We start from the raw sequence: 15,129 nt of genomic DNA, 5'->3' as shown, positions 1-15,129 counted from the left end.
CGGTTTGCACCGCTGCCAAGGAACGGGCGATCGTTCGCCCGCCCGCCTCACTTCCTAGCCGAAGCGACTATTGCCAGCTCTTCACCAGCTCGTCGTAGTTGACGGTCATCGGCTTTTCTTTCTCGTTCTCGATCTTGAGCTGAGGCGCAAGGTTGCCCTTGGCGACTGCATCTTTGTTCCAGTATTCGAGATCGTGCTCCTCGGCCATCTTCGGTCCGAAATCGCCCTGAACGCCTGCGCGCTCGAGACGCTCCATGACCTTTTCCTGTTCGGAGCAAAGTGAGTCCATCGCCTCCTGCGCGGTCTTTGCACCTGACGAAGCGTCGCCGACTGCCTGCCACCAAAGCTGCGCAAGCTTCGGATAGTCCGGGACGTTCGTACCGGTCGGCGACCACTGGACACGCGCGGGCGAACGGTAGAACTCGATCAGTCCTCCGAGCTTCGGGGCGCGGTCGGTAAACGACTTGTGCTGGATGGTCGATTCACGCGTGAGCGTCAGGCCGACATGGCTCTTCTTCACGTCCACGGTCTTTGAGGTAACGAACTGTGCGTAGAGCCAGGCGGCTTTCGCGCGATCATCAGGGGTCGACTTCAGCAGGGTCCAGGAGCCCACGTCCTGGTAGCCGAGCTTCATGCCGTCCTTCCAGTAGACGCCATGGGGCGAGGGGGCGAAACGCCATTTCGGCGTGCCGTCCGCATTCACCACTGGCAGGCCTGGCTTGACGAAATCGGCCGTGAATGCCGTGTAGGTGAACATCTGCTGGGCAACCTCGCCCTGGCTCGGTACGGGACCAGACTCACCGAAGGTCATGCCTTGTGCAGCCGGCGGCGCATAGGCTTTGATCCAGTCGAGATATTTCTGGATCGCATAGACCGAAGCCGGGCCATTCGTGTCGCCGCCGCGAGCCACGCAGGAGCCGACGGGACGCGAGTTCTCGTCGACCTTGATGCCCCACTCGTCGACCGGAAGACCGTTCGGCAGGCCCTTGTCACCATTGCCGGCCATCGAAAGCCAAGCGTCGGTGAAACGCCAGCCGAGCGACGGATCCTTCTTGCCGTAGTCCATGTGGCCATAGACCTTCTTGCCGTCGATCTCGCGGCCGGTGAAGAACTCGGCAATGTCCTCATAGGCAGACCAGTTTACGGGAACGCCCAGGTCGTAGCCGTACTTCGCCTTGAAGTCGGCCTTGTTCTTCTCGTCGTTGAACCAATCGTAGCGGAACCAGTAGAGGTTTGCGAACTGCTGGTCGGGAAGCTGGTACAGATCTCCGTCAGGCGCAGTGGTAAACTTGGTGCCGATGAAGTCGGGAAGGTCGAGCGTCGGGCTCGTGACGTCCTTGCCTTCGTTCGCCATCCACTTGGTCAGCGAGCGTGCCTGCTGATAGCGCCAATGCGTGCCGATCAGATCGCTGTCGTTGACATAGGCATCGTACACATTCTCGCCGGACTGCATCTGTGTTTGCAGTTTTTCGACGACATCGCCCTCGCCGATGAGGTCGTGGGTCAGGTTGATGCCCGTAATTTCCGAGAACGCCTTGGCCAGCGTCTTGGATTCGTATTCATGCGTTGTCAGTGTTTCCGAAACGACCTTGATGTCCATGCCCGCAAAGGGCTTGGCCGCATCCACGAACCACTGCATTTCCTTTTCCTGCGCGGCACGGTCGAGCGTCGACATGTCGCCGATCTCCGCGTCAAGGAAGGCTTTCGCCTCATCCATACCAGCATGAGCGGTGCCCAAGCCGCAAAGCAGCACGAGCGCGCTGCTGGAAGCCAATAAATTCAGTCGCATGTTCGTTCCTCCCTGGAAAAGCGACGCGTTCACTTCCCTAGCATTTGGCTCCGGCCTTCCAGCCGGAACCACAAGTCCTCCCTCAGACGAAACGGAAGACGCCGATCGCGTAAACCACCGAAAGAGCGAGTGCCCACCACAGATTGGGACCGATCAGCCCGAGCCATGTGAGATGGATAAAAGCGCTGCCGAGCAGCGAGACGAAGAGCCGGTCGCCGCGCGTCGTCTCGAAGCGCAGGATACCGACGCGCGGATTACCGCCAGGAGAGGCGTATTCCCAGGCTGCCATGCCGACCAGCAAAAGCAGGATCATGACGAAAAAGGCTGCGGTCGGCAGGGTCCAAGCCATCCAGGAAAGGTTCATGGTCAAATCCTCCGCTCAGACCCGACCAAGGGCGAAGCCCTTGGCGATGTAGTTGCGCACGAACCAGATCACGAGTGCACCGGGGATGATGGTCAGAACTCCAGCTGCCGCCAGGACGCCCCAGTCGAGACCGGAAGCGGAAACGGTGCGCGTCATGATCGCGGAGATCGGCTTGGCTTCGGTGGTCGTCAATGTGCGGGCGAGCAACAGTTCGACCCAAGAGAACATGAAGCAGAAGAACGCTGCGACACCGACGCCGCTCGCGATGAGCGGCATGAAGATCTTCACGAAGAAACGCGGAAAGGAATAGCCGTCGATATAGGCGGTCTCGTCGATCTCCTTCGGCACCCCCGACATGAAGCCCTCCAAGATCCACACCGCCAGCGGCACGTTGAACAGGCAATGCGCGAGCGCCACCGCGATGTGCGTGTCGATGAGCCCGAAGGCTGAATAAAGCTGGAAGAAGGGCAAGGCGAAGACCGCCGGTGGCGCCATGCGATTGGTCAAAAGCCAAAAGAACAGGTGTTTGTCGCCGAGGAACCGATAGCGGGAAAAGGCATAGGCCGCGGGCAGGGCTGCTGTCACCGCAATTACCGTGTTCATGACCACGTAGATGATCGAGTTGATGTAACCCTTGTACCAGGATGGGTCTGTCAGAATGACCTGGTAGTTCCGAAGCGTCGGGCTCTGCGGCCACAGCGAAAATGTGCCGAGGATCTCCTGGTTCGTCTTAAAGCTCATGTTCATGAGCCAGTAGATCGGCAGCATCAGGAACAGGATGTAGAGCAGGGGAACCAGCCACCAGAAGCGGCTCTCGTCGCCGCGTCGGCGCATCGAACGGGCGAGCTTGTCGGAGGCTGCAAGCGATGGTGCTGCCGTGCCGGCCAGGTCAACGCGCGATACGGTGTTGTTCATGTCACCGCTCCGCATCGTAGTTGGTCATGACCGTGTAGAAGACCCATGACATGAGCAGAATGATCAGGAAGTAGATGATCGACATGGCTGCCGCAGGGCCGATGTCGAATTGGCCCACCGCCATCTTGACCAGATCGATCGACAGGAAGGTCGTCGCGTTGCCTGGTCCGCCGCCGGTGACCACGAACGGTTCGGTGTAGATCATGAAACTGTCCATGAAGCGCAGCAGCACGGCAATCAACAGGACGCGGTTCATCTTCGGCAGCTGGATGTAGCGAAACACGGCCCACCGCGAAGCGCCGTCGATCTTTGCAGCCTGATAATAGGCATCCGGGATCGAGACGAGGCCCGCATAGCAAAGCAGGACGACGAGGCTGGTCCAGTGCCACACGTCCATGACGATTACCGTTACCCAGGCGTCGAATGGATCGTTGACGTAGTTGTAGTCGATACCAATCTGGCGCAGCGAATATCCGAGCAAGCCGATATCGACGCGTCCGAAAACCTGCCAAATCGTGCCGACGACGTTCCAGGGAATGAGGAGCGGTAAAGCCATCGAGACAAGGCATACCGGCACGCCCCACCCGGATTTCGGCATGTTCAGCGCAATGACGATCCCCAGCGGAATTTCTATCGCCAGCACGATGGCCGAAAACATCAGATTGCGGCCCATCGCGGCCCAGAAGCGGTCCGAAGTCAGCATCTCCTGGAACCATTCCGTGCCCGCCCAGAAGAACTGGTTGTTTCCGAACGTGTCCTGGACCGAATAGTTGACCACCGTCATCAGCGGAATGACCGCCGAGAGCGCCACCAGCAAAAGAACGGGCAGCACCATGAACCAAGCCTTGTTGTTCCAGGTCTTGTTCATTGCGCCGTTTCCACTCGCCAGTTGTCGGCGTAGAGATTGATGCCGGCCGGGTCGAAGATCATCCGAGGCTCGGTTGGGATTTCGTCATCCTCACCAAGGATCGCCGCAACCTCGTGCCCTTCCACTTTGGCGCGTACGATACGGTGGCGGCCGACATCCTCGACCTTGGTAACCGTAGCAGGCATCCCCTCGCGCCCGATCCGCACGAATTCAGGCCGGATGCCGAGTTCGATCTTGCCGTTTGGAGCTTGGGCTGGCGCGGTGTGCAGTTGAATTTCGTTGGTGCCGATCCTCGCGGTCCCGCCCTCTAATGTCACCGGCAGCACGTTCATGCCGGGCGAGCCGATGAAATAGCCTACAAAGGTGTGTTCGGGGCGCGCGAAAAGTTCGGCTGGCGTTCCAATCTGGACGATCTCGCCTTCGAACATCACGACAACCTGGTCTGCAAAGGTCAGCGCCTCGGTTTGGTCGTGCGTGACATAGACCATCGTGTAGCCGAAGCGCTTGTGGAGCTGCTTCAGCTGCGAGCGCAAAACCCACTTCATGTGCGGATCGATGACCGTCAGCGGTTCGTCGAACAGGATGGCGTTGACATCGGCACGCACGAGGCCGCGGCCGAGCGAAATCTTCTGCTTCTGGTCGGCCGTAAGCCCCCGTGCTTTGCGGTTGGTCCAGCTCTCCAGGTCGATCATGGCCAGGATTTCGCGAACCGTGCGGTCCACCTCCCGTTCGGCCACGCCCCGGTTGCGCAGCGGGAAGGCCAGATTGTCGTAAACCGTCATCGTGTCGTAGATGACCGGAAACTGGAACACTTGGGCGATGTTGCGCTCCTGGGTCGAAAGCGGCGTCACGTCCCGTCCGTTGAACAGAATGCGCCCTTCGGATGATTGCACCAGGCCGGAGATGATGTTGAGCAGGGTGGTCTTGCCGCAGCCGGATGGACCGAGCAGGGCGTAGGCGCCGCCGTCCTCAAAGGTGTGATGCACCTCTTTCAGCGCATATTGAGCCGGCTTCTGCGTGCGTGCCCCGTATGCGTGCCGGATATGGTCAAGGTCGATGCGTGCCATCGTTTTACGCAGCCTCCGCCAGCGATGCCGCTGCCTGTCCGTTTGCGTCGAAGACCATGATGTGGCGGGGCTCGAGCCAGAAATTGACCTCGTCGCCCTGCTCGAACTGGTGGATACCATGAGCAAGCATGACCCAGCGCGTGCCGGAAAAATCGAGATGCACGAAGCTTTCTGAGCCGGTGATCTCCACGATCGAAACGCGGCCTTTGAGCGCGATGGCCTCTCCAGCGGGTGTCGACAGTGAGAGGTGGTGCGGCTGGATGGCGATCGTATAGGGGCCGTCCGCTGTGGCGTTCGCATTCGGCGGCAAAGGCAAGGCGGGTCCACCCTCAATCTCGAGACGGGTGCCTGCCTTTCGCACGGGCAGCGTGTTCAGCGGCGGGTCGGCAAAAGTTCGCGCCGTTATCAAATCAAGCGGTTTGCGGAACACGTCGACAGTCGGCCCGAACTGCGTAATGCGCCCTTCGGAAAGAGTGGCTGTGTTGCCGCCCAGCAGCAGGGCCTCATGGGGCTCAGTGGTCGCGTAAACGAAGACGGCGCCCGTTGCGGCGAACAAGCGAGGCAGTTCGGCTCGAAGTTCCTCGCGCAGTTTGTAGTCGAGATTGGCCAGCGGCTCGTCGAGCAGAACCAGCTCGGCATTCTTGACAATCGCTCGTGCCAAAGCCGTTCGCTGCTGCTGGCCGCCAGAAAGGCTGAGTGGCATGCGGTCCAGATAGGGCGTCAGCTTCAGCAGGGCGGCAGCGTCGCGGACCGCCTTGTCGATGGCGGCCTTGTCCTTGCCGGCGACACGCAGCGGCGAAGCGATGTTTTCGTAGACCGTCATCGCGGGGTAGTTGATGAACTGCTGGTACACCATCGCGACGTTGCGCTTCTGTACCGGAACGCCAGTGACGTCCTTGCCATCAACAAGCACCTGGCCTGATGTCGGCCGGTCGAGCCCTGCCATCAGGCGCATCAACGAGGTCTTGCCCGAAAGGGTGGGGCCAAGCAGAACGTTGAGCGTGCCACGTTCGAGGTTGATCGAAACGCCATCGATATGCGTTCGGCCACCCACCAACGTCGAGACGTTTCTGATTTCGAGCATTCCGGCCTCCCTCCGTCTTGCTCTATTCCGCTGCGGGTCGATATCGCTTGGCGGTCGTCCTTATAAAATCTTCGAGGACAGCGACTTGGCGCTCATCCAGGTGTAGGCTGATCTTGGTGCGGCGCCAAAGGACGTCTTGCGCCGTCAACGCCCATTCCTGGTCCATCAGGTACCGAACCTCAGCTTCCGTCAAGCCGTGGCCGAACACTTGACCCAAATCAGCTTCAGCATTCGCATTGCCGAGGAAGAAGCGGGCACGCGTGCCATAGAGCCGCGACAGGCGGCGGGCGCCGTTTGACGCCAAGAACGGGTAATCGCGCAAAAGCCGGTCGGCTTCCTCATCGAAGCCCTCAACCGGAAAATCGCCGCCCGGAAGCGGTGCCGTCGCCGTCCAGGCGCTGCCCTTACGACCGATCAGCGCCTCGATTTTTTGCAGCATCGACTCCGCCAATCGACGATAAGTCGTGATCTTGCCGCCAAAGATGTTCACGAGCGGCGCTTGCCCCGGTCCACCTTCGGATTTCAGAACATAGTCGCGCGTCGCTTCCTGCGCCTTGGACGCGCCATCGTCGTAGAGCGGTCGGACACCGGAATAAGTCCACACGATGTCTTCGCGCCGAACAGGCTCACGGAAATATTCGCTGGCGGCTGCGCAGAGATAGTCGGTCTCTTCCTGCGATATCGCGGCCGAGCCGGGCTCACCGGTATAATCACGGTCCGTCGTGCCGATCAGTGTGAAATCCGTCTCGTAGGGAATAGCGAAGATGATCCGCCCATCACGATTCTGGAAGAAGTAGGCGCGCGGGTCGCTGAACTTTCGGCGCACCACGATGTGGCTTCCCTGAACCAGCCGAACATGATGCTTTCCCGGAACGTTCAGCGCATCGGCAATGACATGATCGACCCAAGGACCCGCCGCATTGACGATCAGGCGAGCCGTGATGTCACGCTTTTCGCCACTGATCGTGTCGCTGAGCGTGGCGCGCCAGTGGTCTCCATCACGCACGGCGCGCACCACTTTGGTTCGGGTCAGAATCTCAGCGCCGCGATCAGCCGCGTCTCGCGCATTCAGGACAACCAGACGGGCATCGTCGACCCAGCAGTCCGAATATTCGAACGCTTTTGCAAACCCGGGCTTCAGCGGCATTCCGGCTGGATCGCTGCGCATGTCGAGCGTGCTGGTAGGGGGTAGAAGGCGGCGGCCACCCAGGTTGTCGTAGAGAAACAGCCCGAGGCGGATCAGCCAGGCAGGCCGAAGGCCCTGAGCATGAGGCAGCACAAAGCGCATCGGCCAGATGATGTGCGGCGCATTCCGCCACAGAACCTCGCGCTCTATCAGCGCCTCGCGCACCAGCCGAAACTCGTAATGTTCCAGATAGCGTAAGCCGCCATGAATGAGCTTGGTAGACCAGGACGACGTGCCGCTGGCGAGGTCATTCATTTCCGCGAGCAGCACTGAATAGCCGCGTCCTGCGGCATCGCGGGCAATACCGCAGCCGTTGACGCCACCGCCGATGACAAGGATGTCGTACATCCGCCCGCCGCTGAAAGAGCTCCTCCAACCCCCGCCTGATGCTTATCCCGCACCATAGCGAAAGTAAGCGAGTTTAGTTTGAAACCGAAACGAATGTCAAACGCTATGTCGACTTAGTTGATGCTGGTCTCAACAAGGCGAACATCGTTTTGGGCGCAGATTGTGCGTAAGGCTTCGACGTCGCATCGGTCGGTAATGAAGGTGTCGACCTGCGCAAGCTGCCCGATCCGTACAGGCGCAGTGCGCTCCAGCTTGGTGGCGTCGGCTACAAGGATGACATGGCGGGCATTGGCAATGATTGCCTGCGCGACCTTTACTTCGCGAAGATCAAAATCCAGCAACGCTCCATCATGGTCGATCGCGGATGCGCCAATCACGGCATAATCGACCTTGAACTGACGAATGAAATCCACCGCTGCCTCGCCGACAATGCCGCCATCCGAGCCGCGCACGACGCCCCCGGCGATGATGACTTCGATTGATGGATAAACACGCATCCGGTTGGCGACGTTGATGTTGTTGGTGATCACCATGAGGCCGCTATGAGCGAGCAAAGCTTCCGAAACAGCTTCCGTGGTCGTGCCGATATTGACGAACAGCGATGCATTGTTCGGGATGATGTCGGCCGCTGCCCGACCGATCGCATCTTTTTCGGCGGCGGCGATGAGACGCCGCGCTTCGTATTCCATGTTCTCTATGCCCGATGGAAACAGTGCACCGCCATGGGTGCGCGTCAGCAGGCGCTGATTGCAAAGGTCGTTCAGTTCCTTGCGGATCGTTTGCGGAGTGACATTGAAATGCGCAGCCAGATCACCGACCAGAACACGGCCATTCTCCTTGGCCAATGCGATGATCGTTGCATGCCGTTCAGAAAGAAACACGCCGCCGCCTCCAGGTTCGTTTCCTTTTCGGGTGACGACTGTCAGATGGCAAGTGGTGAGATGGCGCAGGTGGGTTCTCAAGCGCTTATCGAAGCTGATTTTGCTTCCGACACTGCACCTTCGCGACGCAGTTTACGCTTATCGAATGCTGAACGGGAAGTATTTGGCGTTGATAGCGTCGTAGGTTCCGTTCGAAGTGATTTCGGCCAGTGCAGTGTTGAATTTTGCGCGGAGGTCGTCATCTGCCTTGCGGATGGCGATCCCGGCACCGTCACCGAAAAATTTGGGATCGATGATGTCGTTGCCTGTGAACTCGCAGCAGCCACCCGCTTTTGTGTTTGTCAGCCAGTCATAGATCGCGAGTTTGTCCTCGAACGCTACGTCGATGCTTCCTTCCGCGAGACCTTTGTAGAGATCAGGCGATGAGGGAAAGATCGTCACCTTTGCATCGGGGAAGAACTCGGCGACGTAAGCTGCCTGTACTGTATCCAGAGTGACGCCAATAGCGAGGCCGCCCAGAGACCTCGACTGGAAGTCAAGCATCTTTGTTTCCTTGCGAACGACGAAAACCGAAGGGCTGGAATAATAGCTGTTCGTGAAGGAAACGAGCTTCTGTCTCTCCTCGCTCATCGACATCGAGGAAACGATAGCATCGTAATGGCGCGCGTTCAGGTTCGGGATCATGTCATCCCATTTCTGGATGATGAACTCGCATGAAAGATTTGCAGTCTCGCAAAGCGCGCGAGCAATCTCGACGTCGAAGCCCTGAAGTCTGTTCTCCGCATCGACATAGTTGAAGGGCGGAAAGCTGCCTTCCACCGCAATCTTGGTGATCTCTTTGTTCTGCGCCTGGCTGAAGTCTGGAAAGGCGATCATCAGGATACTTACAGCCGCGAAGAGCGCAGGGAAAAGCGGTGACGCATTGGCGAAGCGCATGAGACCTCCCGGCTGTATGGAGCAACGCAAATCGGCTCCGGTGCGCAACAACGGTGGCCGGAAACAGCTTAAGATAAATTGAAATCGGGATCGACGTTTCAATGTAATCATAAATGCAAGTTCCAGTTGTTTCGTAAGGCATGCTCAACGCATTGGCGAGATACTCCGCCTTAGTGGGGGATTGTCTGTGCGTCTTAAACTTCCAGAGCCTGGCTATCTAATTTACTGCGCTGCAAATGCTTCCAGCAGCGTCCTGTGGTTGATTGGGGGCATTGGACTCGCAACCCTAGGCCTCGTCGTTCTGTCCGGCCTCTGGGCTGGTGCTGAAAGCGATGCCGCTGCGCTTGAACGTCAGCGGTCGCTCATTAATCAACGCCTTCACGAACAGGTCGACCAGGTGGCCGAAGCGATCGACCAGGTGAGCTCCGGCTACATGGCTTTATTGTCCTCGCAAGTCAGCCGTGTTCCTAGTCCGGTCAGCAGCGGCGATGCCTTGGCGTCGGAGGTAGCTGGGCCGGAATCCGCGGAAACGATAAGCAAGATCGTTGTTGCCGTGTTCGGTTACGACCAAGCATTCGTGGTTGATGGCAACGGACAATTGGCGATGCGCTCGGGTCCCGAAGTGGAGGCACGCTATCGATGGATTCGACCGCTGCTGCTGCCGCTGCTGCGTGAAAGACAGCCTGGCGCGAATCCGGCTCGTCGAATGTCCAACAACAATGTCCTCGCCAACTCGTCGGAATCAAGTTCTCGTCGCGGCAGCTTCGCTGAACTGATGCGCCTCGAGGGCCGTCCCACAATTGCCGGTATCGCGCCAATAAATCGTGCCGAGGATCTCAGCTCAAGAGAGCTGCCTCTCACTTCGCAAGACATGCGATATCTGATCGCAATCCGCTTCCTGGACGGTGCCGCGCTTGACGATCTAAGCCGCGAGCAAGGATTGAATGGTGCCCGGTTTGCTCGCTCGGCAGATCCCGATCCCAATGAAGTTGCCGTTCAGATTGATGCCGGCGCAACCGGAGAACCGATCGGCTTCATCGTCTGGAGCCCCGACCTGCCTGGCTCCAGGGTCATTGGACGCCTTCTGCCTGCCTTGCTAGGCGCAGCACTTGTTATTGCCGTCCTCTTCCTGCTGCTTCTTAAACGTCTCAGAACGAGCCTGATCGAACTCAAGCTCAGCGAAGCCAATGCCCGGCATCTGGCAAGCCACGATGTCCTGACAGCCTTGCCAAACCGCGCCTATTTCTCGGCTCAGCTGGAAGATTGTCTTGCACAAAAGCCGGTGTCTGATCAGCGATCCGCGATTGCCCTGATCGACCTCGACCGCTTCAAGGCCGTGAATGACCGTTTCGGTCACGCGGCCGGGGACGAACTGATCCGTACGGCCGCCGAGCGCATGCGATCCGTAATTGGACCGGCTGACGTCCTGGCCAGGATTGGTGGCGACGAGTTTGCGCTCCTGATCTGCAACAGCGGCAGGGAAGAAACTACCCTTGGTGACAAATGCAAGGCGCTTGTATCCGAACTAAGCCGTCCCTTCCATCTCCGGGCAGGGGAGGTTGTGGCCCACATAGGCGGGTCGGCGGGCATGACGCTTCTTCCGCCGTCGGGAGGGAGTGCAAGCGAGATTCTGAGACAGGCCGATGTTGCTTTGTACGAGGCCAAGAACCAGGGTCGCGGGAGATCTGTGCTGTTTCAGCCAGACATGGAAGAGGGCCGCGACGCACGGGAAGCGCTCAAGGGCGAGTTGCGCAAGCTGCTAGAGAACTCGCAAGACAGCGGTCTGGGGCAAAACGGCCAGTCTGCTTCTACCTTCGGCTTTGACGAGAATTTCGGGAAACTCGACCTCTATTACCAAACAATCCACCATGCGTCGGATGGCTACCGTCCTTCTGGCGCGGAAGCGTTGATCCGATGGCATCACCCACGGCATGGCTTTCTAGCACCCGACGAGTTCATTCCGCTTGCGGAGGAGGGTGGCTTGCTTGAACTGCTGGGTCGTTGGGTGCTGCGGGAGGCCTGCAGCGCTGCCGCAAAGTGGTCGCCAGACACCTTCGTTGCCGTAAATGTCTCACCTTCGCAACTACGAGTGCCGGGCTTTGAGGATGTGGTTGAGACCGTGCTTCTTGAGACAGGCTTGCCTCCGTCACGTCTCGAACTTGAAGTAACAGAGTCCGCCCTGATTGAAGACAGCCGCGACATCGCCGGAGCATTGAGGCGTCTTCGGGCAAGAGGTGTACAGGTCTCCCTTGACGACTTCGGCACGGGGTACTCGTCCCTAAGCCATCTCATGCATTTCGGCATAGATAGGATAAAGATCGACAGATCTTTCGTAGCGCTCCTCGGAGCCAGAGCGGATGGAGCCGCGCTCGTGTCAGGGTTGCTGAGCCTCGCGCGTACTCTGAGTATTTCGACAACTGCGGAAGGTGTAGAGACCGAAGCGCAGCGGGACTTTCTTGTGGCCCTCGGATGCACCGACCTTCAAGGCTTCCTTTTCTCCAAGCCAATGCCACTCGGTGAACTTCAAGCAAGGAGCGAATTTTCCCCACGACGTTCAGGGGAACTAGGACGAGCTCAAAGTTAGGCTGCGTTTCTTTCAAACGTGGTGCTGAGCAACCTTGAAAACTGCATCTGCTAGGCAGCGATTATCTCCATTGCCGAGGCCGTGAACTGATCATTGACGGCAAGAGGGGGCGGCATGGTACCAGTGCTAGCTGCTTGTTTCCTCGGTCATGGCAGTAAGTGGTGGCTTCCGGCCGGTCCGCTTCTGGATGATGAAGCCGCAAGGCGGAAAACCTCAGACGTGGGCGGCCTAGGATCGGTGTAGTTAAGCTGCCATGCTAATCAGCAACTCATCCAGCTTTGCATGATAGATGTCATAATGGCTTCGTGTGGCCTGTATCTATGGCCTTTGAGACTTCGAACTGGTTTCCCATTTCGCCGGCCGCTCAGGGCGTCATTCTGATCGCGCAAGAAAGGCATGCCTGTCGGCTTTGTGCCGATGGGGGCGGGGATCTGGAAACATCTTGCTCGCTGGCTTGTTGGAAGCGAAAGGAGGGCAGCAGATGAGCTATGCGCGCTTTGCTTTGATGATCGCCGTGTCGACGATCGTCATGTTTGGTTTGATGTATTTCAATACCTATGCACTGGACCACGTCTTCTACAGTCAGACACGCACGTGGATGGCGCTCCTGATGGGAGCGGTCATGGCTTTCATCATGATGGGCTTTATGTGGTCGATGTATAGGAACAAGCGGCTCAACACGGCTGTGCTTGTTGGAAGCGTCGTAATCTTTTCGGCGGCGCTTTGGCTGGTCCGCAGCCAAGCAACCGTGTCTGACGTCTCTTACATGAAGGCTATGATCCCTCATCATTCGATCGCGGTGCTGACCAGCGAGCGCGCGCATATCCGCGATCCGGAGGTTCGGATCCTTGCAGATAGGATCATCAACGCGCAGCTGCGCGAGATCGAGGAAATGAAGCGGATGATTGCCCGTTTGGAGGCGCAGCCTGCACAGGCTGATGCGCCTGACCTGCCGTCTTATCGTGATAAAGGAACACAGCCGCCGCCTCCAGAAACAAATGCAGAAGCTGGTGTTCGTACCTCCAACTCAACAACCACTCAGTAATCGTCCGCTAAGGTGCCCCAAAAGCGTCTGCCGGCTCTGCGGTTCGTGTGGTGTACGAGGAGGAGCTCAACGGCATCAGATCCGATTATTAATCAGTGGATCAATTGGCATGTAGGGACGGACCACGATCGCCAGCAAAGCGGTTGCACTCGCGAGCGGCGAGGAAAGGCTCGCACGAAACCGGACGCGGCATGATACCTTCCAGAGGAAGAACAACCAGCGAGATGTCGGGCTGTGTTTTTCGATCTGGGAAACAGAATGGCTACTGTCTTTACGGTGGTTCCGTGAGCACACCATCCGATATGCCGAGCCGTGTTTGGACGGGCCTGCTTTGCTATTCTACATCCTCAGCCGCTCAAATGGCGGAAAGCTGATTCTGAGCCAGCATAGCTGCTCCGTCAGATATCGGCTGTCGCTTCCCAGGTGGGTCTACTCAATTCCGCTTCCACCGCAAAACCGTGATGGTGGCGGCCCCAACCGCATGCTAGTTTCTTTTCACGCGGCTCGCCGAGAGCATTTTGAAGGTGCGGGAGGAGCATGGCGCAGATTTTCACCGCGTCGGCCGACACGCGGCTGCGAGCCTTTTTTCTGATCATGCTGCTGGTGGTGCTCGGATTGGCAGCCTTTGCGGGCGGTCTTGCGGACTCCTCCTATGTCACTATGGTCGGATGGTTTCGCGACCAGCCCGTGCCGTTCAGCCATCAGCATCACGTGCAGAACCTCGGCATCGATTGCCGGTATTGCCATACAGGCGTGGAAACCAGCGCGCAGGCGGGACTGCCGGCAACGCATGTCTGCATGACCTGCCATTCACAGATCTGGACCGGCGCGCCCTTGCTGGGTCTGGTGCGGCAGAGCTTTGCCAGCGGCACGCCGCTCGAATGGAACCGCGTCGCGAAAGTGCCGGATTACGTTTACTTCAACCATTCCATCCATGTGACGCGCGGCGTGCCTTGCGTGGAATGTCATGGCCGCATCGACGAGATGCCGCTGACGGCGCGCGCGCAGCCATTCCAGATGCAATGGTGTTTGAGCTGCCACCGCGATCCCGCGCCGCATCTTCGTCCGCCCGAGCAGGTGACGCAGATGGACTGGTCGGACTGGGAGCGTGACCCGCAAGCCCATAAGGATTACGGTGCCTTGATGGTGCAGGCTTACGGCATCGAGCCTGACAAGCTCGTTCAATGCAACACGTGTCATCGCTGACGCGCCGGTGATGAAAAGCGAGCAAGCTTTGCCAAAAAGCCAGCCAGCCCAGATCGTTGAAAAACCGGAGCTGAAAGGCGGCCGAAGCTTGTGGCGCAGCCTGGAAGAGCTGGCCGGGACCGACAGCTTCAAGGCCAGGCTGGCGGCGGAGTTTCCCTCGATCGCGCCGGCAGCGGAGGGCATCAATCGTCGCTCGCTTTTGCAGGCGATGGGCGCGTCGCTGGCGCTTGCCGGCCTCACCGGATGCAGTTCCACGGCCGATGAAACGGCGCTGCCTTATGTGGAAGTGCCGGAAGGCGAAACGCAGGGCATCGCGCGCTTCTATGCGACGGCGGTATCAATTGCTGGCTACGCGCAGCCGGTTTTCGGCAAGACCTATTCCGGCCGGCCGGTGAAGCTGGAAGGCAATTCGGCCCATCCGGCGAGCGGCGGCGCGATCGATGCGTTTACGCAGGCAGCACTGCTTGGGCTTTATGATCCAACGCGCAGCCAGGGTCCGCGCTTGCTGGGGGAGGCCGCCTCCTGGTCTGCCTGGGAACGGGCGGCGGTTGAGCGATCCGCCATGCTCGACCGCAGCGGCGGTGTCGGTTTCCGGCTGCTCACGGGGTGCGTGACTTCGCCGACTCTGCAACAACAGATCAGCGCGATGATGGCGCGCTGGCCGCAAGCGCGCTGGCATAGTCATGAGCCGATCGATGACGCCGCCTTGCATGACGCGACCCGGCTTGTGTTCGGCCGCCCGCTCGACCGGCATTTGCGGCTGGATCGAGCGGAGGTCATCGTTTCCTTTGATGACGATCTGCTCGGGCCGGGACCGCGCCAGGTCATGCAGGCAAAGCGCTGGTCGGAGCGGCGG

The 15,129-nt window shown here is 59.0% G+C and carries 13 protein-coding genes; 4 read left to right on the top strand and 9 right to left on the bottom strand.

Annotation, left to right across the window (positions count from 1 at the left end; all coding sequences use genetic code 11):
* Nucleotides 1-67 precede the first annotated feature (67 nt).
* The 9 genes from RTX98_RS09535 to RTX98_RS09495 all read right to left on the bottom strand — a co-directional run bounded on the left by RTX98_RS09535 (nt 68) and on the right by RTX98_RS09495 (nt 9,438).
* Nucleotides 68-1,789, bottom strand: coding sequence for an ABC transporter substrate-binding protein (locus RTX98_RS09535; RefSeq protein ID WP_312796212.1), 1,722 nt, complete (start codon nt 1,787-1,789; stop codon nt 68-70).
* A gap of 82 nt (nt 1,790-1,871) precedes the next feature.
* Nucleotides 1,872-2,153 carry a DUF2160 domain-containing protein gene (locus RTX98_RS09530; RefSeq protein WP_312796211.1) on the bottom strand — a complete coding sequence of 94 codons (282 nt, stop codon included), beginning with the start codon at nt 2,151-2,153 and terminating at the stop codon, nt 1,872-1,874.
* Nucleotides 2,154-2,168: 15 nt separating this feature from the next.
* Nucleotides 2,169-3,068, bottom strand: a complete 900-nt coding sequence (locus tag RTX98_RS09525; RefSeq protein WP_312796210.1) for a carbohydrate ABC transporter permease — start codon at nt 3,066-3,068, stop codon at nt 2,169-2,171.
* A gap of 1 nt (nt 3,069) precedes the next feature.
* Complete coding sequence (locus RTX98_RS09520) at nt 3,070-3,936, bottom strand: sugar ABC transporter permease (RefSeq protein WP_312796209.1); 867 nt, start codon at nt 3,934-3,936, stop codon at nt 3,070-3,072.
* Nucleotides 3,933-5,003, bottom strand: coding sequence for an ABC transporter ATP-binding protein (locus RTX98_RS09515; protein WP_312796208.1), 1,071 nt, complete (start codon nt 5,001-5,003; stop codon nt 3,933-3,935). Before RTX98_RS09515 ends, RTX98_RS09520 begins: the two co-directional genes overlap by 4 nt.
* Nucleotides 5,004-5,007: 4 nt before the next feature.
* Complete coding sequence (locus tag RTX98_RS09510) at nt 5,008-6,087, bottom strand: ABC transporter ATP-binding protein (RefSeq protein WP_312796207.1); 1,080 nt, start codon at nt 6,085-6,087, stop codon at nt 5,008-5,010.
* Nucleotides 6,088-6,109: 22 nt separating this feature from the next.
* A complete protein-coding gene (gene glpD, locus RTX98_RS09505; RefSeq protein ID WP_312796206.1) occupies nt 6,110-7,621 on the bottom strand; it encodes a glycerol-3-phosphate dehydrogenase in 1,512 nt (503 codons plus the stop codon).
* A gap of 113 nt (nt 7,622-7,734) precedes the next feature.
* Entirely contained in the window at nt 7,735-8,502 is a 768-nt protein-coding gene (locus tag RTX98_RS09500) for a DeoR/GlpR family DNA-binding transcription regulator (protein WP_312796205.1), read from the bottom strand.
* Nucleotides 8,503-8,640: 138 nt separating this feature from the next.
* Nucleotides 8,641-9,438 (bottom strand): transporter substrate-binding domain-containing protein, encoded by a 798-nt coding sequence (locus tag RTX98_RS09495; protein WP_416223096.1) that lies wholly within the window; start codon nt 9,436-9,438, stop codon nt 8,641-8,643.
* A 187-nt stretch (nt 9,439-9,625) separates the two neighbouring features.
* On the opposite strand from RTX98_RS09495, the gene RTX98_RS09490 reads away from it, so the two are divergent.
* The 4 genes from RTX98_RS09490 to RTX98_RS09475 all read left to right on the top strand — a co-directional run.
* Entirely contained in the window at nt 9,626-12,022 is a 2,397-nt protein-coding gene (locus tag RTX98_RS09490; protein ID WP_312796202.1) for an EAL domain-containing protein, read from the top strand.
* A 481-nt stretch (nt 12,023-12,503) separates the two neighbouring features.
* Nucleotides 12,504-13,067 (top strand): DUF305 domain-containing protein, encoded by a 564-nt coding sequence (locus tag RTX98_RS09485; protein ID WP_312796201.1) that lies wholly within the window; start codon nt 12,504-12,506, stop codon nt 13,065-13,067.
* Nucleotides 13,068-13,604: 537 nt separating this feature from the next.
* Nucleotides 13,605-14,273 (top strand): cytochrome c3 family protein, encoded by a 669-nt coding sequence (locus RTX98_RS09480; RefSeq protein WP_312796200.1) that lies wholly within the window; start codon nt 13,605-13,607, stop codon nt 14,271-14,273.
* Between the two features lie 88 nt (nt 14,274-14,361).
* Nucleotides 14,362-15,129: TAT-variant-translocated molybdopterin oxidoreductase (locus RTX98_RS09475; RefSeq protein ID WP_312796199.1), on the top strand; the 768-nt coding region annotated here is incomplete at its 3' end.

This window comes from Tianweitania sp. (assembly GCF_032053605.1).
In the GTDB taxonomy this organism is placed as follows: domain Bacteria; phylum Pseudomonadota; class Alphaproteobacteria; order Rhizobiales; family Rhizobiaceae; genus Tianweitania.
Note: the sequence above shows the minus strand (reverse complement) of the source record. Positions and strands in the feature narration are given on the sequence as shown.

Excerpts from the sequence above, each read along its gene's own strand:
- RTX98_RS09535 (WP_312796212.1), bottom strand. The coding sequence starts at position 1,789 with ATGCGACTGAATTTATTGGCTTCCAGCAGCGCGCTCGTGCTGCTTTGC.
- RTX98_RS09530 (WP_312796211.1), bottom strand. The coding sequence starts at position 2,153 with ATGAACCTTTCCTGGATGGCTTGGACCCTGCCGACCGCAGCCTTTTTC.
- RTX98_RS09525 (WP_312796210.1), bottom strand. The coding sequence starts at position 3,068 with ATGAACAACACCGTATCGCGCGTTGACCTGGCCGGCACGGCAGCACCA.
- RTX98_RS09520 (WP_312796209.1), bottom strand. The coding sequence starts at position 3,936 with ATGAACAAGACCTGGAACAACAAGGCTTGGTTCATGGTGCTGCCCGTT.
- RTX98_RS09515 (WP_312796208.1), bottom strand. The coding sequence starts at position 5,003 with ATGGCACGCATCGACCTTGACCATATCCGGCACGCATACGGGGCACGC.
- RTX98_RS09510 (WP_312796207.1), bottom strand. The coding sequence starts at position 6,087 with ATGCTCGAAATCAGAAACGTCTCGACGTTGGTGGGTGGCCGAACGCAT.
- glpD (WP_312796206.1), bottom strand. The coding sequence starts at position 7,621 with ATGTACGACATCCTTGTCATCGGCGGTGGCGTCAACGGCTGCGGTATT.
- RTX98_RS09495 (WP_416223096.1), bottom strand. The coding sequence starts at position 9,438 with ATGCGCTTCGCCAATGCGTCACCGCTTTTCCCTGCGCTCTTCGCGGCT.
- RTX98_RS09485 (WP_312796201.1), top strand. The coding sequence starts at position 12,504 with ATGAGCTATGCGCGCTTTGCTTTGATGATCGCCGTGTCGACGATCGTC.
- RTX98_RS09480 (WP_312796200.1), top strand. The coding sequence starts at position 13,605 with ATGGCGCAGATTTTCACCGCGTCGGCCGACACGCGGCTGCGAGCCTTT.